Here is a 17675-nt window from a genome sequence, read left to right on the forward strand (position 1 = left end):
CGGCTCTCGCGGTCCTTCCCCGCCCCGGGGCCGCTCAGCCCTCGGCGTCCCTGATCGCATCCCGGTACGCGCGGGCCGCCGCCCTGAGGGCCGCCTCCGGGTCGACACCCTCCGACTCGGCCCGCACGGCCAGGGCCAGCAGCTCGTAGCCGATGCCCTCGCCCGGCGGGAGGGGTATCTCCAGGTGTGCTGTGCGGACCCGGGAGGCCAGCTTGGCGGCGAGGGCCAGACCGGGCTGGCCGAGCGGGATGCCCTCGGTGATCGAGGTGCGCTGCTTCTCGACCGCCTTGGTCCGCAGCCAGTGCTCCTTGACCTCCTCGGGCGTATCGGCCGTCGCGTCGCCGAAGACATGCGGATGGCGGTAGATCAGTTTGGCGACGATGCCACCGGCCACGTCGTCGATGGAGAAGGGCTCCGCCCCGTCCTCCGGCCGCCCCTCCTCGGCGATGCGGGCGTGGAAGACGACCTGGAGAAGGACGTCGCCGAGCTCCTCACGCAGTTCGTCCCGGTCGCCTTCCTCGATCGCCTCGACGAGTTCGTACGCCTCCTCGATGCCGTACTTCGCCAGGCCCTCGTGGGTCTGCCGCGAGGACCAGGGGCATTCGGCGCGGATGCGGTCCATGACCTGGACGAGGTCGAGGAGGCGGGCGCCGGGGAGGTCGTAGGAGGCGGGCAGCAGCTCCAGCTCGGGCATGGCGACACGGCCGGAGCCGGCCAGACGGGCCAGGCCCTCCGTGAGAGGCGGTTCGCCCTCGCCCGTCGCCACCACGACCACCGTGTGTCCGCCGGCGCAGACGTCGAGCAGCTCCTGCGCGGTCGGGGACGTCTCGGCGACGGTGATCCCCGCCTCGCGCAGATACGGCAGCTGCGGATGCGTGCCGTCCGCGCACAGCACCCGGTCGGCCTCGTGCAGTGCCCGCCAGGCCGGCCAGGACAGCAGGCCGGGGGCGACGCGGTGGCTGGTGGTGAGCAGGACGATGCGGCCGGGGGCGGCGGCCGCGTCGGGAGCGGTCCGCTCGGGGCCCGGGGTGGCTTCGGGACTGTTGGCGTTCACGGTTCGAAGCTATCCCACGCCACCGGTGACACCCGAAGTTGTCCACAGGGCCGCTTCGCGGTGCCCTGCGGGTGGGCACAGCCCCGGAGGCCGGGTGTCCTCCGGGTGGACCGTCCTGCTCTACATCCCCTGCTGCTGCGTCTGCGCCGCCGTCACGTCCCGTACCCAGGGCGTCTTGGCCTCGGCAGGCCTGCTCTTCTGGACGTCCCAGGTGCCGTAGCGCGGGTTGAGATCGACGTCCAGGTCCCTGGAAGCGTCGGACAGTGCCTTCCAGAACTCGGGACGGTCGGTGTTCGTGCCCAGCTTCTCGGCGAGTTTCTGGGCCTCCAGCTGCAGGCGGAGGTTGTCGTCGAGGCGCTGCGGCGGGACGCCGTACTGCTGGAGCCAGGTCGTCTCCAGCCCCTTGGCACCGCCGGCCTGCTGTTCCAGGCCGGACCGCATCGCCTGGACCTCCTTGCGGGAGACGGTCACTCCGGCGTTCTCGGCGGCGCGGTGCAGCACCCGGTCCAGGACCATGGTGTGCAGGGTGTCGCGGGTGAGCGTGCCGGTTCTGGCGATGGCCTGCTGGTACTGGGCCTCGTCCCGGACGGCCGCCCGCTGGGCCGCGCGCACCTCGCCGACCCGCTCTTCCAGCTGGGAGACGGTGATCCGCTGGCCGCCCACCACGGCTGCCGCGCCGGGATGCGCGTCGTTCCCGCAGGCGGTGAGCAGGGGCGCCGCGGCGGCGATCGCGGCGGTGAGGAGGAGCGCGGTGCGACGGCGGCGGTGCAAGGAAACCTCCCGAGGAGATTGTGCGACGGTGCACAAGGTCTTGCGGTGATCGATGGTAGGCAGTGGCCCGGCTCTGGCCAACCCATTCGACCAACGATTCACCGGGACTTCCGGCACCGCCGCGCCTCACCCGGGACGGTCCTCAGCCGCGGACCTGCCCCAGCCACTGAAGCGTCCTGCGGATCTCCGCCCCGAGCGGGTGCCCGTGGCCGTGGGTGCGCTCCACGTCGTGCAGCAGCCGGGCCAGGGTGTCGTGGGCGGCGCCGCGGTCGCCGAGGGCGAGCTGGAGGTGACCGATCCGGCGGCGGACGTCGTGCGCGAGCTCGGGTCCGCCGGCGGCGACGTACTGGTTCTCGTAGTACGGCAGCACCGCCCGGTACTCGGCGAGCGCCGCGGCCGGTTCGCCCAGTTGTTCGAGGCACTGGGCCGCTTCATAGCGATGTCGCAGGGCTTGCGGGTCGGCCTGTCCCGCCTCGGCGGCGCGTTCGTCCGCGAGCCGGCGCAGCTCGGGCAGCGCACGCCGGTACTGGCCGTCGTCCAGCAGCGTGGCCGCGTACTGCTTGCGCAACGTGCGCACCACCGGGGAGTGCTCGCCGTGCTGCTCCGCCGCCACGGGCAGGATCGCGCCGAGGATGTCGACGGCCTGGGTGATGCGGCCCTCGCCGAGGAGCCGCTTGACCTCGTCGACGGCCCGGACGATGTCCGTCATGCCCGTGGTCTCGGCGACGGGTGCGGCGGGCGGCGCGGGCTGGGGCGCCGGGGTGCGCGCACGATCCGGCCAGGGGGCGTGCGGGCGCAGGAACGGGCGGGTGGGATCCAGGGCCGCTCCGGTGTGCGTGCCGCGCGCCGGCAGAAGCGGCTCCAGGTGCTCGTAGACCTCCTGCGCGGAGGCGGGCCGGTGCTGCGGGTCCTTGGCGAGGAGGCGCAACACGAGGGCTTCCAGGGCCTCGGGCACTTCGGGGCGGATGCGGCGCACGGGCAGCGGGGGTTCGTACAGGTGCCGGTGCAGGACACCGAGGACCGTGGAGCCCGAGAAGGGCACGTCACCGCTGAGCAGCTCGTGCAGGACCACACCGAGCGCGTACAGGTCGGTGTACGGGCCGACCGCGCCGCCCATCGCCTGCTCCGGTGCCATGTAGGCGGGCGAGCCGATCGGGGTGCCGGTGTGCGTGAGGCGAGTGGTGTCCGCGTCCATGACGGAGGCCACGCCGAGGTCGAGGACGGTGACGGTGCCGTCCTGCTTCACCATCACGTTGCGCGGCTTGAGGTCGCGGTGGACGATCGGCACGGCGTGCACGGCGCTCAGCACGGCGCACAGCTGCGCGGCGACCGCGACCGCCCACGGCCAGGGGTACGGGGAATGCTCGGCGAGGTGGCCGGCGAGGTCGGCGCCGTCGATGTACTGCATGACGAGGAACAGCTCCTCGCCCTCACTGCCCGCGTCGTGCACGGTGACCAGGCCGGGGTGGTCGACCTGCGCGGTCACCCGGCACTCGCGCACGAAGCGGCGGCGCAGTTCCTCCGCGTCCTGGCCGGCGACCTTGTCGGGGCGCAGCAGCTTCACCGCCACACGCCGGTCGAGCCGCTGGTCGTACGCCGTCCAGACCTGGCCCATGCCGCCCTGCCCGAGGACGGTGGCCAGTTCGTAGCGGCCGGCGACGACACGTCCTGCCGCCGCGGTCACCGTCCGTCCCCGTGAGGGCCGTCCCGGTGGCCTTCGCCCTCGTGCCGGCGCAGGTAGTCGCTGAGCTCGTCGAGTTCGGCGCGGACCTGGTCGATGCGGGCGGGGGCGGGGCGCTGGGGGGACGGGGGCGGCTGCATCGGGGCCGGAGGCGTGTCGTGCGGGGCGGGTGCGGGGGGCTGCGGGACAGGGGTGGACGTCGGGGCGTACGGCGGCGCGGGGTGCGGGTAGCCGTACGGGGTGTGCGCGGCGGTCGGGACGGTCGGCGCATGGGGCGTCGCGTAACCGGCGAACGCCCGCCGCCGGCCGTGGTGGCCGATGTCCACGACGAGGAAGTAGATGGCGGCACCCGCCCCGAGCAGCAGGATCACCGCCAGCGCGAGGTCGGTGCGGCGGTCGTCCTCCGGCAGCGAGCCGATCACGGCGAAGCAGGCGATGGACAGCGGCAGGCTCACCCACGCCAGCACCCAGTCGAGGGCCCGGCCGCGCAGGACGGCCACCCGGAACAGCGGGACGCAGGCCAGCACGCCGCAGGTGAGGAAACCGGCTGCCGTGAACAGCACGCGCAGAGAGATGACCGTTGCCGCGCTGCGGGGAGGCGGCGCCGCGCCGTGGCCGTACATGACTGCTCCTGGACCGGTGTGGCCGATGGGGACGGACGTGCGAGTGACTCGGACCCTGTAGGGGATCCGAGCGTATAGCCCGACACGGACAACCGGTCACGGGTTGTACCGAACCGTTGTCATGCTGATCACTTCGCGGTGAACAGCCCGCCCCCGCGCCGGTCGTGGGCCGTACAGCCGTACCGTGCGCCACGCCCTGCGGCGGACGTCGTCTACAGGAGGTGCCGCATCCACACGTTGGGCTCCACGTACACCGCGTACCCGCGCTCCGTCTCGCAGCGCACCGGCACCAGGCCGCCCGGCACTTCGATGTCGCCGTCGGAGTCGAACGGCAGACCCGTCCAGCGGCGCCAGTCCGCGAGCGGGGCGGCCACCGTCATGGACGCCGGTGCCACCGAGTCGATGGTGGCTCCGGCCCGGGCGTGGACGCGCAGCCACGGGTCCTCCGGCAGGCCGTCGGGGCGCACGCGTCGGGCGTACTCCTCCATCGGCGTGTGCGGTTCCAGGTGTTTGGCGTTGGGGCGGACCGGGGCGACGACCTCGCGGAAGCCGCGGGCCCGGGCGTTGTCGCGCATGGCCGAGAGCATCACCGCGGACAGACCGCGGCCCTGTGCCTGCGGGGCGATGGAGACCGAGATCGCGCTGACGGTGTCCGGCCGGACTCCGCGCCTGAGGTCGGAGAACGCCCACACCAGTACCGCGTCCCAGCCGTTGGCCGGCAGCCGGCCACCGCGGTGCTCGGTGCCGAGGGCGAAGGGCACGCTGTAGGCGTTCGCCACGATCTCACCCTGCTCGTCCTCGGCGAACAGGACGTACTCCGGGAGTTCGGCGGCGATCCGCGGGAAGTGGGCGGCGCCCACGAGGTCCTGGATCACGAACTCCGGCCAGCTGTCCGCCATCGCGACGACCCGCTCCAGCATCTCCGGGCGGTCGGCGAGGCTCGCAATCTTCGGCTGCATGTGATCACGGTAGGCGGCGGCGGGGAACACCGGAACCGATTTAGGGCCTGCCGTTCGGATCACGCCGCAGACGCGGGGCCTGGCACGCACATCTGCCGCGTTGTCGTCACTCGCCGCCGCACTGCTTCAGCAGCATCTCCTTGTCGGGTGCCGTCACGGGGAGTTCGTACTTCAGCGACACCTGGGCGAAGCGCACCGAGTAGGCGCAGCGGATCCGTTTGTTCGGGGGCAGCCAGGACGCCGGGCCGGAGTCTCCCTTCGAGCCGTTGGTCGGCCCGTCCACCGGGACGAGGTTGAGCGGGTCGTTGGCGATGGACTCCCGCTTGTCCCTGCTCCAGCGCGAGGCGCCCATCTGCCAGTCGTACGACAGCGGCATGACGTGGTCTATCTGGACTTCGATCGCATGGGACTTGGTCCAGTCGATGACCTTCCCGGTGTAGGGGTCGTGCAGCGTCAGCGAGGTGACGACGCAGTCCGATCCCGACCGGAAACGCAGGTCCTCTCCGTCACGCTTCAGAAGGTCGTTGCGCGAGTCGCAGCCGTTGTGGGAGAAGGGGACCTCGCGCGGTGCCGAGTCCGTCCAGGCGTAGCCGAACTTGTCCCGTTCGTAGCCCGTCCTGGGGCCGCGCCCCTTCGTCGCCACCTTCTCGATCAGCGCACGAGCCCGTTCCTTGTCCGCGCCGGAAGTGATGGCCGCCAGCCCCGGCTTGGTGCCGTCGGGGTTGTCCAGCGGGTTCACGGCCCGGCCGTCGCCGGCGGCCGGGGCCCCGGAACCGGAGGGCCCACCGCCGTCCGTGGGCGGGGCCAGACCCTCGCAGCCGGCCAGTGCCGAACCGGTGAACACCATCGCGACGGCCAGTGCCGTCCCGCCCCTCAGACGCCTCACCCTGCGCCCCTCCTCTGTCTGCCCGTTCCGCTCGGGCACGGGCGGTCCGTGCCGGGCTCCACGGTAGCGAGGCAGAGGTTCAGACCACATCGGCCCTCACTGCGCATTCTGCGCATCCCACGCGTATCGTCGGTTCTGACTCACTTCCGGAGGGAGCTTCCGCATGGGCATCTTCGACAAGTTCAAGAGTCAGGCGCGGCACAAGGGCAAGCAGGGCTCCGACACCGCGGAACAGCGGATCAACGAGAGGACCGGCGGCAAGTACGAGGACCAGGTCGACTCCGGCCAGCAGCGCGTCGAGGGCTCGCTGGGCATGGACCGCGACCGCGACCGGCCCGAACAGCAGTAGGCCTCCGGCTCCGAGGCCGTCCGCGGAGATCCGGACGCATCTCCTGCGGGCGGCTTCCCCTGTCCGGGCGGCAGCCCGAGCGTGGCCTCCCTTCGACGGGACACTTGACCTTGACACCGGCGTCAGGGTCGGACGATCCCCGCATGACCTTCCCGCACCCGAAGAAGCAGCGGCGCAGCGCGCGGACGGCCCCCCGTACCGTGCTCGTCACCGGCGCCGGTACCGGCATAGGCCGCGCCACCGCGCACGCCTTCGCCGACGAGGGCGCACACGTCGTGGCGGTGGGCCGCCGCGAGGCGCCCCTCGTCGAGACCGCCGCCCATGCGCCGGCCCTCATCAGCCCGCTCGTCGCCGACGTCACGGCCGCCGACGGTCCCGGGACCGTCGTCCGTACGGCACTCGACCGGCACGGCCGTGTCGACGTGCTGGTGAACAACGCCGGAATCGTCGACGCCCGGTCCCTGCGCACCTACACGCGCGCCACCGTGGAGCCCCTGCTCGCCACGAACCTCCTCGCCCCCGTCCTGCTCACCCAGGCCGCCCTCCCGGCACTGGAGGACAGCCGCGGCGTCATCGTGAACGTGACGACATCGGTGGGACAGCGCGGCTGGCCCGGCAACTCCCTGTACGCCGCCGGGAAGGCGGCCCTGGAGGTGCTCACCCGCAGCTGGGCCGTGGAGCTCGCGCCCCTCGGGATCCGGGTCGCCGCGGTGGCCCCGGGCGCGATCGACACACCCATCGGCGACCACGCCGGCCACACCCGCGAGCAGCAGGCCGCGATCAGGGCGTGGCAGCTCGCTCACACGCCCCTCGGGCGGGTCGGCCGCCCCGAGGAGGTGGCGTGGGCGATCGCCCGGCTGGCCTCGCCGCAGGCCTCGTTCATCACCGGCGTGATCCTTCCGGTGGACGGCGGCGCGGTCGTCACATGAGACTGACGCGCATGGCAGAACCACGTGCGCGCGGTGCGGCTTCCCGGATGCGGATCGGTGAACTCGCCGAGGCGACCGGCACGACACCCCGCGCCCTGCGCCACTACGAGCAGGCGGGTCTCATCTCCTCCGAACGGGCCGCGAACGGCTATCGCCTGTACGACGCCGGTGCGGCCGTGCGCGTGCGCAACATCCGGCAGTTGCTGGACGTCGGGCTGACGCTCGACGACGTCCGGGTGTTCCTGCCGTGCCTGGACGGCGACGTCACGGCCGGTCCCGCCTCCGGGAAGGGGGTGCGGGTGGCCGCCGACCGCCTCGCGGTGCTGGAGGCCCGTATCGCCGCGCAGATCGCGGTCCGCGACCGGCTCGCGCAGGCCCTGCGCCGGGCCGGCGGCGGGACACCCGTACGACCGGTGGCCTGACGGCGGCTCGGCGCACACGCCGGGGTGTCGGCGACGCCCCGGTCCGCCACCGGTCACCGAGGCGTCAGCACCCCGCTCACCGGGTCCGCCGCCCTGACGGCCCCGCCATCACGATCCCAGCACCGACGTGAGGAACTCCCCCACCCACGCGAGCAGTTCCCGCCCGACCAGCGGCTTGCCGCCCACCTTCGCGGTCTTCGGGCGTGGCACCAGCACCTGGTGGACCGTCGGCTTGATGACCGCCCCGGGGTAGAGCCGCTTGAGCCGCAGCTCCTGCGACTCGCGCAACTCCACCGGCGCGAACCGGATGTTGTTGCCCTGGAGCACGATCTCGCCGACCCCGCACGCGCGCGCGAACATGCGCAGACCGGCGACGAGCAGCAGGTTCTCCACCGGCTCGGGCAGCTTGCCGTAGCGGTCGACGAGTTCCTCGCGGACCGCCTTGATGTCCTCCTCCGAGTTGGCGGAGGCGATCGCGCGGTACGCCTGGAGGCGGAGCCGCTCGCCGGGCGCGTAGTCGTGCGGGACGTGCGCGTCGACGGGCAGCTCGATCTTGACCTCGAGGGGCGGCTCCTCCTCGATCTCGCCGGTCTCCAGCTGGCGCCGGTAGTCCGCGACGGCCTCGCCGACCATCCGCACGTACAGGTCGAAGCCGACACCCGCGATGTGACCGGACTGCTCGCCGCCGAGGAGGTTGCCCGCGCCGCGGATCTCCAGGTCCTTCATCGCCACGTACATGCCCGCGCCCATCTCCGTGTGCTGGGCGATGGTCGCGAGCCGCTCGTGCGCGGTCTCGGTCAGCGGCTTCTCCGGCGGGTAGAGGAAGTAGGCGTAGCCGCGCTCGCGGCCGCGGCCCACCCGGCCGCGCAGCTGGTGGAGCTGGCTGAGGCCGAAGTTGTCGCCGCGCTCCACGATCAGGGTGTTGGCGTTGGAGATGTCGATGCCGGACTCCACGATCGTGGTGGACACCAGCACGTCGAACTTCTTCTCCCAGAAGTCGACGACGACCTGTTCCAGCGCCTGTTCCGACATCTGGCCGTGGGCGGTGGCGATGCGCGCCTCGGGGACGATCTCGCGCAGCCGGGCCGCGGCGCGGTCGATCGACTCGACGCGGTTGTGGATGTAGAAGACCTGGCCCTCGCGCAGCAGTTCGCGGCGGATCGCGGCGCCGATCTGCTTCTCCTCGTAGGGCCCGACGAAGGTGAGCACCGGGTGGCGCTCCTCCGGCGGGGTGGTGATCGTCGACATCTCGCGGATGCCGGTGACCGCCATCTCCAGGGTCCGGGGGATGGGCGTCGCGGACATCGTCAGCACGTCGACGTTGGCGCGGAGCTTCTTCAGCTGCTCCTTGTGCTCGACGCCGAAGCGCTGCTCCTCGTCGACGATGACCAGGCCCAGGTCCTTGAACTTCGTCTCGGAGGAGAACAGGCGGTGGGTGCCGATGACGATGTCGACCGAGCCCTCGCGCAGCCCTTCAAGGACCGCCTTGGCCTCGGTGTCGGTCTGGAAGCGGGACAGTGCCCTCACGTTGACCGGGAACTGCGCGTAGCGTTCGCTGAACGTGCCGAAGTGCTGCTGCACCAGCAGGGTCGTGGGCACCAGGACGGCCACCTGCTTGCCGTCCTGGACGGCCTTGAAGGCGGCCCGGACCGCGATCTCGGTCTTGCCGTAGCCGACGTCGCCGCAGATCAGGCGGTCCATCGGGACCGTCTTCTCCATGTCCTCCTTGACCTCGGCGATGGTGGTGAGCTGGTCGGGCGTCTCCGCGTAGGGGAAGGCGTCCTCCAGCTCGCGCTGCCAGGGGGTGTCCGCCCCGAAGGCGTGCCCGGGGGCCGCCATGCGGGCGCTGTACAGCTTGATGAGGTCGGCGGCGATCTCCTTGACGGCCTTCTTCGCGCGGGCCTTGGTCTTCGTCCAGTCGGCGCCGCCGAGGCGGTGCAGGGTGGGGGCCTCGCCGCCGACGTACTTGGTGATCTGCTCCAGCTGGTCGGTGGGGATGTAGAGGCGGTCGCCGGGCTGGCCGCGCTTGGCAGGGGCGTACTCGACGACCAGGTACTCGCGGGTGGCGCCCTGGACGGTGCGCTGCACCATCTCGATGTAGCGGCCCACGCCGTGCTGTTCGTGGACGATGTAGTCGCCCGGCTCCAGGGTGAGCGGGTCGATGGTCTTGCGGCGGCGGGCCGGCATGCGGGCGCCCTCGCGGCCGGACGCCTTCTGGCCCGACAGGTCCGTCTCGGTCAGGACGGCGAGCCGGAGGGCCGGGTCGACGAAGCCGTGGTCGATCGAGCCGCACGCCACGTGCACGACGGACGGGGAGATCTCGGCGAGGTCGGAGTCGAGGCGGGCGGCGATGCCCTCGCCGCTCAGCACCTCGACCGTACGGGCCGCGGGGCCGTGCCCCTCGGTGACGAACACGGCGCGCCAGCCGTCGGCGAGCCAGCCCTTGGTGTCGGCGAGGGCCTTGGCGGTGTCGCCGCGATAGGTCTCCGGGGCGTGCATGCCCAGCTTGAGGGTGTCCCCGTCCAGCTCCTCGTCGGCGGCGAACGGCGACACCGACCACCACATCATGTCCAGCTCGCGGGCCCGGTCCCGGACGTCCGCGATGGACCACAGGGAGGCCGCGCCGACGTCGATGGGGGCCTCACCGCCGCCGGCGGTCGCGGCCCAGGAGGCCTGGAGGAACTCCTGCGAGGTGGCCACGAGGTCCGAGGCGCGCGTGCGCACCCGCTCCGGGTCGCACACCACGGCCATGGCGCCCTTGGGCAGCACGTCGAGCAGCAGCTCCATGTCGTCGACGAGGACGGGCGCGAGGGACTCCATGCCCTCGACGGCGATGCCCTCGGCGATCTTGCCGAGCAGTTCACCGAGCTCGGGGTGCTGTTCGGCGAGGGCCGCCGCGCGCGTGCGGACGTCCTCGGTGAGCAGCAGTTCGCGGCAGGGCGGCGCCCACAGCCCGTGCTCGGCGACTTCGAGGGAGCGCTGGTCGGCGACCTTGAAGTAGCGGATCTCCTCGACGTCGTCGCCCCAGAACTCCACGCGCAGGGGGTGTTCCTCGGTGGGCGGGAACACGTCGAGGATGCCGCCGCGCACGGCGAACTCGCCGCGCTTCTCGACGAGCTCCACGCGCGCGTAGGCGGCGGCCGCGAGGGCTTCGACGATCTCACCGAGGTCCGCGCTCTGTCCGGTTCTCAGGGAGACCGGCTCCAGGTCGCCGAGGCCTTTGACCTGCGGCTGGAGTACGGACCGGACGGGCGCGACGACGACCGAGACGGGGCCGGTCTCGGGGTCGTCGGGGCGGGGGTGGGCCAGCCGGCGCAGCACGGCCAGGCGGCGGCCGACGGTGTCGCTGCGGGGGCTGAGCCGCTCGTGCGGGAGCGTCTCCCAGGACGGATACTCCACGACCTCCTCGGGCGGGAGGAGGGAGCGCAGGGCCGCGGCCAGGTCCTCCGCCTCACGGCCCGTGGCCGTGACCGCCAGTACCGGGCGGGCCGTCTCACGGGCCAGGGCGGCGAGGGCGAAGGGGCGGGCGGCAGGGGGGCCGACCAGGTCGACGTGCATGCGGTTGCCGTCTGCGGCCGCCCTGATCGCTTCGGCGAGGGCGGCGTCCTTGACTACGGCGTCGAGCAGACCGTGCAGGCTCATTCGGGGCTATTTCCGTCCAGGGAGGTGGGCAACACCACGGGCCCGACGCGCGCCGCGGGCCGGGGGGTATCCAGCGTACGTCGCTGCGCGGCCGGGCGTCGGGGCCTGTGGATGACGCACCCGGATGTGAGGTGCTCGGCATTGCCGCAAGGCCCCCCGGGGGCTCCGCCCGCTGGACCCCCGGAACCTGTGCCCACCCGCCGCCCAGAACGGTCGAACAGGAAGCCGGGCTCGCGGGTCTCGAAACACCCGGCGCCGGGGAGCCCTGGACTGGACTCCCCGGCGCCGGGTCCCCCGCAACCCCCGTGTGCGGTGGTTCTGGTGGGATCGGTGTGCGCCCGCTACTCCGTCGCGATCGCGTTCAGGACGTTCATCCGGCCCGCCCGGAACGCCGGGACCAGGGCAGCGAACAGGCCCACGAACGCCGAGCCGATGAAGACGCCGATGATCGTCGGCCAGGGGATGTCCAGGACCATCAGGCCCTCCAGCTCCAGCAGCTGCTGTGCCGTGGCGCCCCAGCCCATGCCCAGTCCGAGGCCCAGCAGGGCACCGAAGAGGGCGATGACGACCGACTCCATGCGGATCATGCGGCGCAGCTGGCGGCGGGAGAGGCCGATGGCCCGCATCAGGCCGATCTCCCGGGTGCGCTCCACCACCGACAGGGCCAGGGTGTTCACCACACCGAGGATGGCGACGATGATCGCCAGGGCCAGCAGGCCGTAGATCATGTTGAGCAGCTGGCCGATCTGGTCCTTCAGGGCGTCCTTGTAGTCGGTCTGGTCGCGCACGATGTACTGCGGGTAGTCGTGCAGCGCCGACTTCAGGGACGTGTAGGCGGCGTCCTGCTTCCCGTCCTCGGCGGTGGCGAAGACCAGCGAGTCCAGCGGCATCTTGTCGGCCGGGACGTACTCGGCCATCGTCGAGATGGACGTGTACATCGCGCCCGCGTCGATCACGACGTCGCTGCTGGTGATCGCCCGGACCGTCAGGTCGGCCGCGGAACCGTCCTTGAAGGCGACCTTGATCTTGGAGCCGAGGCTGATGCCGTGGTCCTTCGCGAACTTCTCGTGGACCGACATCGAGTCGGGCTTGTAGGCGTCGGGGAGCTTGCCGGCGACGGTCTCGGTACGCAGGTCGGTCGCGTACGACGGGTCGGCCGCGGTGATCGCGGTGTCCTTGAGCGTCTTACCGTCGGGGGTGGTGAAGTCGGCCTTGCTCCACTTGTACTCGGTGACCCGCTCGATGTCCGGCGCCGACTTGGCGGCCTCGACGGCCTGCGGGGTGATCAGCTGGCCCCGGTCGTGCTGGATGATGAAGTCCGCTCCGACGGTCTTGTCGAGCTGGTCGGTGGCGGACGCCACCATGGAGGAGCCGACCACGGACAGGCACGCCACCAGGGCGAGGCCGATCATCAGGGCGGCGCCCGTCGCACCGGTGCGGCGCGGGTTGCGCAGGGCGTTGCGCTCGGCCATGCGGCCCACGGGTCCGAACATGCGCAGCAGCACGGCGCCCAGGACGCGGACCACGGCGCCGGCGAGCAGCGGGCCGATGACGACGAAGCCGATCAGCGACAGCACCACACCGAGGCCGAGCCACATCGAACCTTCGGTCGCCTTGCCGGCCGCCGACGCGAGGTACAGGGCGAAGCCGCCGGTGCCGGTGAGGACCGTGCCGATCGCGGCCCGGATCCAGCCGGCCTTGGCGTCCGTGGGGGCTCCGGCGTCGCGCAGGGCGGCCATCGGGGAGATCTTCCCGGCGCGCCGGGCCGGCAGGTAGGCGGCCAGCACGGTGACGACGACGCCGAGGACGAGGCCGACCGCGGGGGTCGTCCAGGCCACGGTGAGGTCGTCGGTGGACAGTTCCATGCCCATCTGGCCCATGAGCTTCATCAGGCCGATGGCCAGGCCGACGCCCGCGCCGACGCCGAGCACCGAGCCGACGACGCCGAGGAGCAGCGCCTCGGCCAGCACGGAGCGGTTGACCTGCTTGCGGGAGGAGCCGATGGCCCGCATCAGGCCGATCTCGCGGGTGCGCTGGGCGACCAGCATGGAGAAGGTGTTGATGATCAGGAAGATGCCGACGAGGAAGGCGATCCCGGCGAAGCCGAGCATCGCGTACTTCATGACGTTCATGAAGCCCTCGACGTCCTTCTGGTTGGCGTCGGCGGTCTCCTTGGCCGTCTTCACCTGGAAGCCGGCGCCGAGTTCGGCCGTGACGTTCTTCTTCAGCTGTGCGTCGCTGACACCGGCGGCCGCGGTGACGTTGACGTTGGTGTAGACGCCGTTCTCGCCCACCAGGGCCTGCTGGGCGGTCTTGGTGTCGAGGTAGAAGATCGCGGCGCCGGGGTTGGTGACGGTGAAGTCGGCGATGCCGGAGATCTTCGCCTTGTGGGTGCCGACCGCGCTGATCACGCCGATCTCGTCGCCGAGCTTCAGGCCGTGCTTGTCGGCGGTGTCGGCGTCGACCATGATCTGGTCGGCCGCCTCGGGCGCCGCACCGGAGGTGATCTTCATGGTGCGGGCGTCGGTGTCGTTCCAGTTGCCCACGATGGTCGGGGCGCCGCTGGAGGGCGACAGGTTGTCCTTGTCGCCGTCGACGACGGTCACGGAGGTGGAGAACACCGTGCCCTCGGCGGACTTCACGCCCTGCGCCTTGCGGACCTCGCCGAGCACGGAGGCGGGCATGACCGGCGGCTTGCCGTTGTCGGCGGTCGTCTCACCGGTGTCGGAGGCGCCCTTGGCGCTCACCGTCACGTCGGAGGAGGTGGCCGCGAAGAGCTTGTCGAACGTGGTCGACATGGTGTCCGTGAAGACGAGCGTGCCGCAGACGAAGGCGACCGACAGCAGGACGGCGATCGCGGAGAGCGCCATTCTCCCCTTGTGCGCGAGGAAGTTGCGCATCGAGGTCTTCATGACGGTCATGACGTGCGCCCCCGGGCGTCGAAGTCCTTCATGCGGTCGAGGACGGCGTCCGCGGTCGGCTTGTACATCTCGTCGACGATGCGGCCGTCGGCGAGGTACAGCACGCGGTCCGCGTAACTGGCCGCCACCGGGTCGTGGGTGACCATCACGATGGTCTGGCCCAGCTCGTCGACGGACCGGCGCAGGAAGCCGAGGACCTCGGCGCCGGCGCGGGAGTCGAGGTTTCCGGTCGGCTCGTCCCCGAAGATGATCTCGGGCCGGGCGGCGAGGGCCCGCGCCACGGCGACGCGCTGCTGCTGGCCGCCGGACAGCTGGGTGGGCCGGTGCTTGAGGCGGTCGGCGAGCCCGACGGTCTCCACGACCCGCGTCAGCCACTGCTGGTCCGGCTTGCGGCCCGCGATGTCCATGGGCAGCGTGATGTTCTCGATCGCGTTCAGCGTCGGCAGCAGGTTGAACGCCTGGAAGATGAACCCGATCCGGTCCCGGCGCAGGCGTGTGAGCTTCTTGTCCTTCAGCCCGGTGATCTCGGTCTCGTCGAGATAGATCTGGCCGCCCGTTACGGTGTCGAGCCCGGCCAGGCAGTGCATGAGCGTGGACTTGCCCGACCCCGAGGGGCCCATGATCGCGGTGAACTGGCCGCGGGCGATGTCCACGTCGACGTGATCGAGGGCGACGACCCGGGTCTCTCCGGATCCGTACGCCTTCACGACCTGCCGCGCCCGCGCGGCTACGGCCGTACGCCCTCCAGTACCCCCGTGCCTGGGAATGGTCACAGCCGAAGTCACGGTATGTCTCCTATATCGGTCAGCAGATGGTGAAGGCGGTCGCCCGGTCGGCAGCCGCTGGGCGCGGTGCCGGATCAGGAATCCGTCCGACGCGTTTCAGTCTCGTGGCGGGCAGGGGTACCGCGCCCTGGTGTTCAGCGCAGTCTTCTGCTGGGGAAAACCCCACCCCCGCCGGTGTTGCGGACCGCCCCCCGGCGGCGTAAAGCCAGGTTAAGGAAGGCTCCCCGGCCCTCTCGTCCTCCGTCGGTACGAACCCTCCCCAGGTCGTAGTACGGAGGTACCCCTAGGGGCGCTCCACCGAAGGGTGGAGGCCGTCTCAGGGTCGGCTCCACCCGCAGGCCCGGTTCAGCCTCCACCCTCCCGCTGCGTCCGGGTCAAGTGGGAAGCTGTCCGCGGCAGATAGCTGCAAGGGGCAGACATTTCGAGGCGAACCCGGGGCCGCGGGCGCGGCCGGGGCGAGGGGGAGGCATCAGGTGGGCAGCACCGGTTCCGCAGCGCGTGAGGCCGCACGTCCCGCCGCGACCGGCCGGCGCGGAGCCGTCGTTGCGGCGTTGATGCTCTCGATGGCGCTGGCCGCGCTGGACGCGACGATCGTCTCGACCGCCGTCCCGCAGATCGTCGGGGACCTCGGCGGCTTCTCCGTCTTCTCCTGGCTGTTCTCCGGTTATCTGCTCGCCGTGACCGTCACCCTCCCCGTGTACGGCAAGCTCTCCGACACCTTCGGCCGCAAACCGGTCCTCGTCACCGGCTCGGTGCTCTTCCTGCTCGGATCCCTGCTGTGCGCGCTGGCGTGGAACATGGGGGCGCTCATCGCCTTCCGCGTCGTGCAGGGCCTGGGCGGCGGCGCGCTGCAGGGCACGGTGCAGACCCTCGCCGCCGATCTGTACCCGCTGAAGGACCGCCCCAGGATCCAGTCGAAGCTCTCCACGGTGTGGGCGGTGTCCGCGGTCGCCGGCCCGGGCCTGGGCGGGGTGCTCGCCGCGTACGCGGACTGGCGGTGGATCTTCCTGGTCAATCTGCCGATCGGCGCGGTGGCGTTGTGGCTGATCGTCCGTCACCTCCACGAGCCCGAGCGGGAAGCCACCGCGCACGCGCGCGTGGACTGGGCGGGCGCGCTCGCGGTGTTCGCCTGCGGCGGCGTGCTGCTCACGGCACTGGTGCAGGGCGGGGTGGCGTGGCCCTGGCTGTCGGCCCCCTCCCTGGCCCTGTTCGGCGCGGGACTCGCCCTGGCCGGGATCGTGGTGCTGGTGGAGCGCCGGGCGGCCGAGCCGATCATCCCGGGCTGGGTGTGGCGGCGCCGTACGATCGCCGCGGTCAACCTGGCCCTGGGCGCGCTGGGGCTGCTGATGGTCGCGCCGTCGGTCTTCCTGCCCACCTACGCCCAGTCGGTGCTGGGCCTCGCCCCCGTGGCCGCCGGGTTCGTCCTGTCCGTGTGGACGTTGAGCTGGCCGGTGTCGGCAGCGCTGAGCCAGCACGTGTACCGCAGGATCGGCTTCCGCGACACGGCGATGCTGGGCATCGCCGCGGCCGCGCTGATCCTGTTCGCGTTCCCCTTCCTGCCCTACCCCGGGCAGGCGTGGCAGCCGACGCTGCTGATGCTGCTGCTCGGCGCCGCGCTGGGCCTGTTCCAGCTGCCGCTGATCGTCGGGGTGCAGTCGACGGTGGGATGGGCCGAGCGCGGCACGACGACCGCGTCCGTGCTGTTCTGCCGCCAGACCGGCCAGACGGTCGGCGCGGCGGTGTTCGGCGCGGTCGCCAACGGCGTGCTGGCCGCACGGCTCGGCGGCGCGGGCGACCTGGACTCGGTGACCCGGGCACTCGACTCGGGCAGCGCACCGGAGGCGACCCGGCGGGCGATCGCCGAGGCGGTGCACGCGGTCTACCTCGGGGCGGCCTGCGCGGCGGCCCTGGCGTTCCTGGTGCTGCTGTTCCTCGCGCCCCGGAAATTCCCGGTGCTGACGGACTGAAGCTCCTTATCCTGCCGCCCATGGTGACCTTGGAGCCCCTGCGGGCGGATCACGCGGACGCGCTGCTGGCCTTCGAGCGGGAGAACCGGGCGTACTTCGTCCGCACGGTGCCGGACCGCGGGGACGCGTTCTTCACGCCGGCGGGGTTCGCCGCACGCCTCCGGACGCTCCTCGACGAGCAGGACGCGCGCGTATGCCGTTTCCATGTGGTCCTCGGGGAGGACGGTGAGCTGGTCGGCCGGGTGAACCTGATGGACCTGGTGGACGGCAGCGCCGAACTCGGTTACCGCACAGGTGAGAAGGCCGCGGGCCGGGGCGTGGCGACGGCAGCGGTCGCGCAGGTGTGCCGACTGGCCGCCGCCGACTACGGACTGACGTCCCTGACCGCGGTCACGACCCTGGACAACCCGGCGTCCATGAGGGTCCTGGCCCGCAGCGGCTTCACCCGGGTGGAGAACACGACGGTGAGTGGGCGGCCGGGGGTGCGCTACGAGCGCCGGCTCCTCGGCACGACCCGGACGATCGACTGAGTTAACGCGGGTAACACCCGAGGTCGGAAAGGTAAGCGCATACCGACCGATCAGTTTGCCGAAACCCTCGCGCAAGGCCCTTGCCCCGAAGTAGCGTGCGTGGCTCCCGCCCCCCACCTCCCTGCGGCCCGCCGCACCGGATCCCACCTCGCAAGG

The 17675-nt window shown here is 71.8% G+C and carries 14 protein-coding genes; 5 read left to right on the forward strand and 9 right to left on the reverse strand.

All coding sequences use genetic code 11. The features are described from left to right. Nucleotides 1-34: 34 nt before the first annotated feature. The 6 genes from ADK65_RS35970 to ADK65_RS35995 all read right to left on the reverse strand — a co-directional run bounded on the left by ADK65_RS35970 (nt 35) and on the right by ADK65_RS35995 (nt 5974). Nucleotides 35-1054, reverse strand: coding sequence for a nucleoside triphosphate pyrophosphohydrolase (locus ADK65_RS35970; protein WP_053675770.1), 1020 nt, complete (start codon nt 1052-1054; stop codon nt 35-37). 120 nt (nt 1055-1174) lie between these two features. Beyond that, nucleotides 1175-1825, reverse strand: coding sequence for a SurA N-terminal domain-containing protein (locus ADK65_RS35975; protein WP_053675772.1), 651 nt, complete (start codon nt 1823-1825; stop codon nt 1175-1177). A 142-nt stretch (nt 1826-1967) separates the two neighbouring features. After that, entirely contained in the window at nt 1968-3467 is a 1500-nt protein-coding gene (locus ADK65_RS35980; protein ID WP_267889774.1) for a serine/threonine-protein kinase, read from the reverse strand. A gap of 38 nt (nt 3468-3505) precedes the next feature. Then, a complete protein-coding gene (locus tag ADK65_RS35985; protein ID WP_053675776.1) occupies nt 3506-4129 on the reverse strand; it encodes a hypothetical protein in 624 nt (207 codons plus the stop codon). Between the two features lie 212 nt (nt 4130-4341). Continuing rightward, nucleotides 4342-5088, reverse strand: a complete 747-nt coding sequence (locus ADK65_RS35990; protein WP_053675980.1) for an acetyltransferase-like protein — start codon at nt 5086-5088, stop codon at nt 4342-4344. A gap of 106 nt (nt 5089-5194) precedes the next feature. After that, nucleotides 5195-5974: an HNH endonuclease family protein gene (locus ADK65_RS35995; protein ID WP_234353053.1), complete on the reverse strand. Its 780-nt coding sequence runs from the start codon at nt 5972-5974 to the stop codon at nt 5195-5197. A gap of 163 nt (nt 5975-6137) precedes the next feature. Between ADK65_RS35995 and ADK65_RS36000 the strand changes: the two genes are divergently transcribed. From ADK65_RS36000 to ADK65_RS36010, 3 genes are all read left to right on the forward strand, one after another. Then, complete coding sequence (locus ADK65_RS36000) at nt 6138-6323, forward strand: antitoxin (protein ID WP_053675779.1); 186 nt, start codon at nt 6138-6140, stop codon at nt 6321-6323. Nucleotides 6324-6466: 143 nt separating this feature from the next. Beyond that, nucleotides 6467-7252: an SDR family NAD(P)-dependent oxidoreductase gene (locus ADK65_RS36005; RefSeq protein WP_053675781.1), complete on the forward strand. Its 786-nt coding sequence runs from the start codon at nt 6467-6469 to the stop codon at nt 7250-7252. Between the two features lie 47 nt (nt 7253-7299). Then, nucleotides 7300-7674, forward strand: coding sequence for a MerR family transcriptional regulator (locus tag ADK65_RS36010; RefSeq protein WP_053675783.1), 375 nt, complete (start codon nt 7300-7302; stop codon nt 7672-7674). A gap of 108 nt (nt 7675-7782) precedes the next feature. Here the strand turns inward: ADK65_RS36010 and mfd are convergent, their stop codons facing one another. The 3 genes from mfd to ADK65_RS36025 all read right to left on the reverse strand — a co-directional run bounded on the left by mfd (nt 7783) and on the right by ADK65_RS36025 (nt 15022). Then, the gene (mfd, locus tag ADK65_RS36015; RefSeq protein ID WP_053675786.1) at nt 7783-11316 is read right to left on the reverse strand and encodes a transcription-repair coupling factor; all 3534 of its coding nucleotides are present in this window, start codon (nt 11314-11316) and stop codon (nt 7783-7785) included. Nucleotides 11317-11657: 341 nt separating this feature from the next. Then, nucleotides 11658-14237, reverse strand: coding sequence for an ABC transporter permease (locus ADK65_RS36020; RefSeq protein WP_053675788.1), 2580 nt, complete (start codon nt 14235-14237; stop codon nt 11658-11660). Then, nucleotides 14234-15022: an ABC transporter ATP-binding protein gene (locus tag ADK65_RS36025; protein WP_053675790.1), complete on the reverse strand. Its 789-nt coding sequence runs from the start codon at nt 15020-15022 to the stop codon at nt 14234-14236. The genes ADK65_RS36020 and ADK65_RS36025 overlap by 4 nt, the downstream gene beginning before the upstream one ends. A gap of 473 nt (nt 15023-15495) precedes the next feature. Here ADK65_RS36025 and ADK65_RS36030 point away from each other — a divergent pair, with 473 nt between their 5' ends. Both ADK65_RS36030 and ADK65_RS36035 read left to right on the forward strand, forming a co-directional pair. Then, a complete protein-coding gene (locus tag ADK65_RS36030; RefSeq protein ID WP_053675793.1) occupies nt 15496-16989 on the forward strand; it encodes an MFS transporter in 1494 nt (497 codons plus the stop codon). 20 nt (nt 16990-17009) lie between these two features. Beyond that, nucleotides 17010-17519 carry a GNAT family N-acetyltransferase gene (locus tag ADK65_RS36035; protein ID WP_053675795.1) on the forward strand — a complete coding sequence of 170 codons (510 nt, stop codon included), beginning with the start codon at nt 17010-17012 and terminating at the stop codon, nt 17517-17519. The last annotated feature ends 156 nt before the right edge of the window (nt 17520-17675 follow it).

The sequence above is a fragment of the Streptomyces sp. NRRL B-1140 genome (assembly GCF_001280065.1).
In the GTDB taxonomy this organism is placed as follows: Bacteria; Actinomycetota; Actinomycetes; order Streptomycetales; family Streptomycetaceae; genus Streptomyces.

What these genes read in the sequence shown, in the direction of transcription:
- ADK65_RS35985 (WP_053675776.1), bottom strand. Translation starts at nt 4,129, where the DNA reads ATGTACGGCCACGGCGCGGCGCCGCCTCCCCGCAGCGCGGCAACGGTC.
- ADK65_RS35990 (WP_053675980.1), bottom strand. Translation starts at nt 5,088, where the DNA reads ATGCAGCCGAAGATTGCGAGCCTCGCCGACCGCCCGGAGATGCTGGAG.
- ADK65_RS36000 (WP_053675779.1), top strand. Translation starts at nt 6,138, where the DNA reads ATGGGCATCTTCGACAAGTTCAAGAGTCAGGCGCGGCACAAGGGCAAG.
- ADK65_RS36005 (WP_053675781.1), top strand. Translation starts at nt 6,467, where the DNA reads ATGACCTTCCCGCACCCGAAGAAGCAGCGGCGCAGCGCGCGGACGGCC.
- ADK65_RS36010 (WP_053675783.1), top strand. Translation starts at nt 7,300, where the DNA reads ATGCGGATCGGTGAACTCGCCGAGGCGACCGGCACGACACCCCGCGCC.
- mfd (WP_053675786.1), bottom strand. Translation starts at nt 11,316, where the DNA reads ATGAGCCTGCACGGTCTGCTCGACGCCGTAGTCAAGGACGCCGCCCTC.
- ADK65_RS36020 (WP_053675788.1), bottom strand. Translation starts at nt 14,237, where the DNA reads ATGACCGTCATGAAGACCTCGATGCGCAACTTCCTCGCGCACAAGGGG.
- ADK65_RS36035 (WP_053675795.1), top strand. Translation starts at nt 17,010, where the DNA reads ATGGTGACCTTGGAGCCCCTGCGGGCGGATCACGCGGACGCGCTGCTG.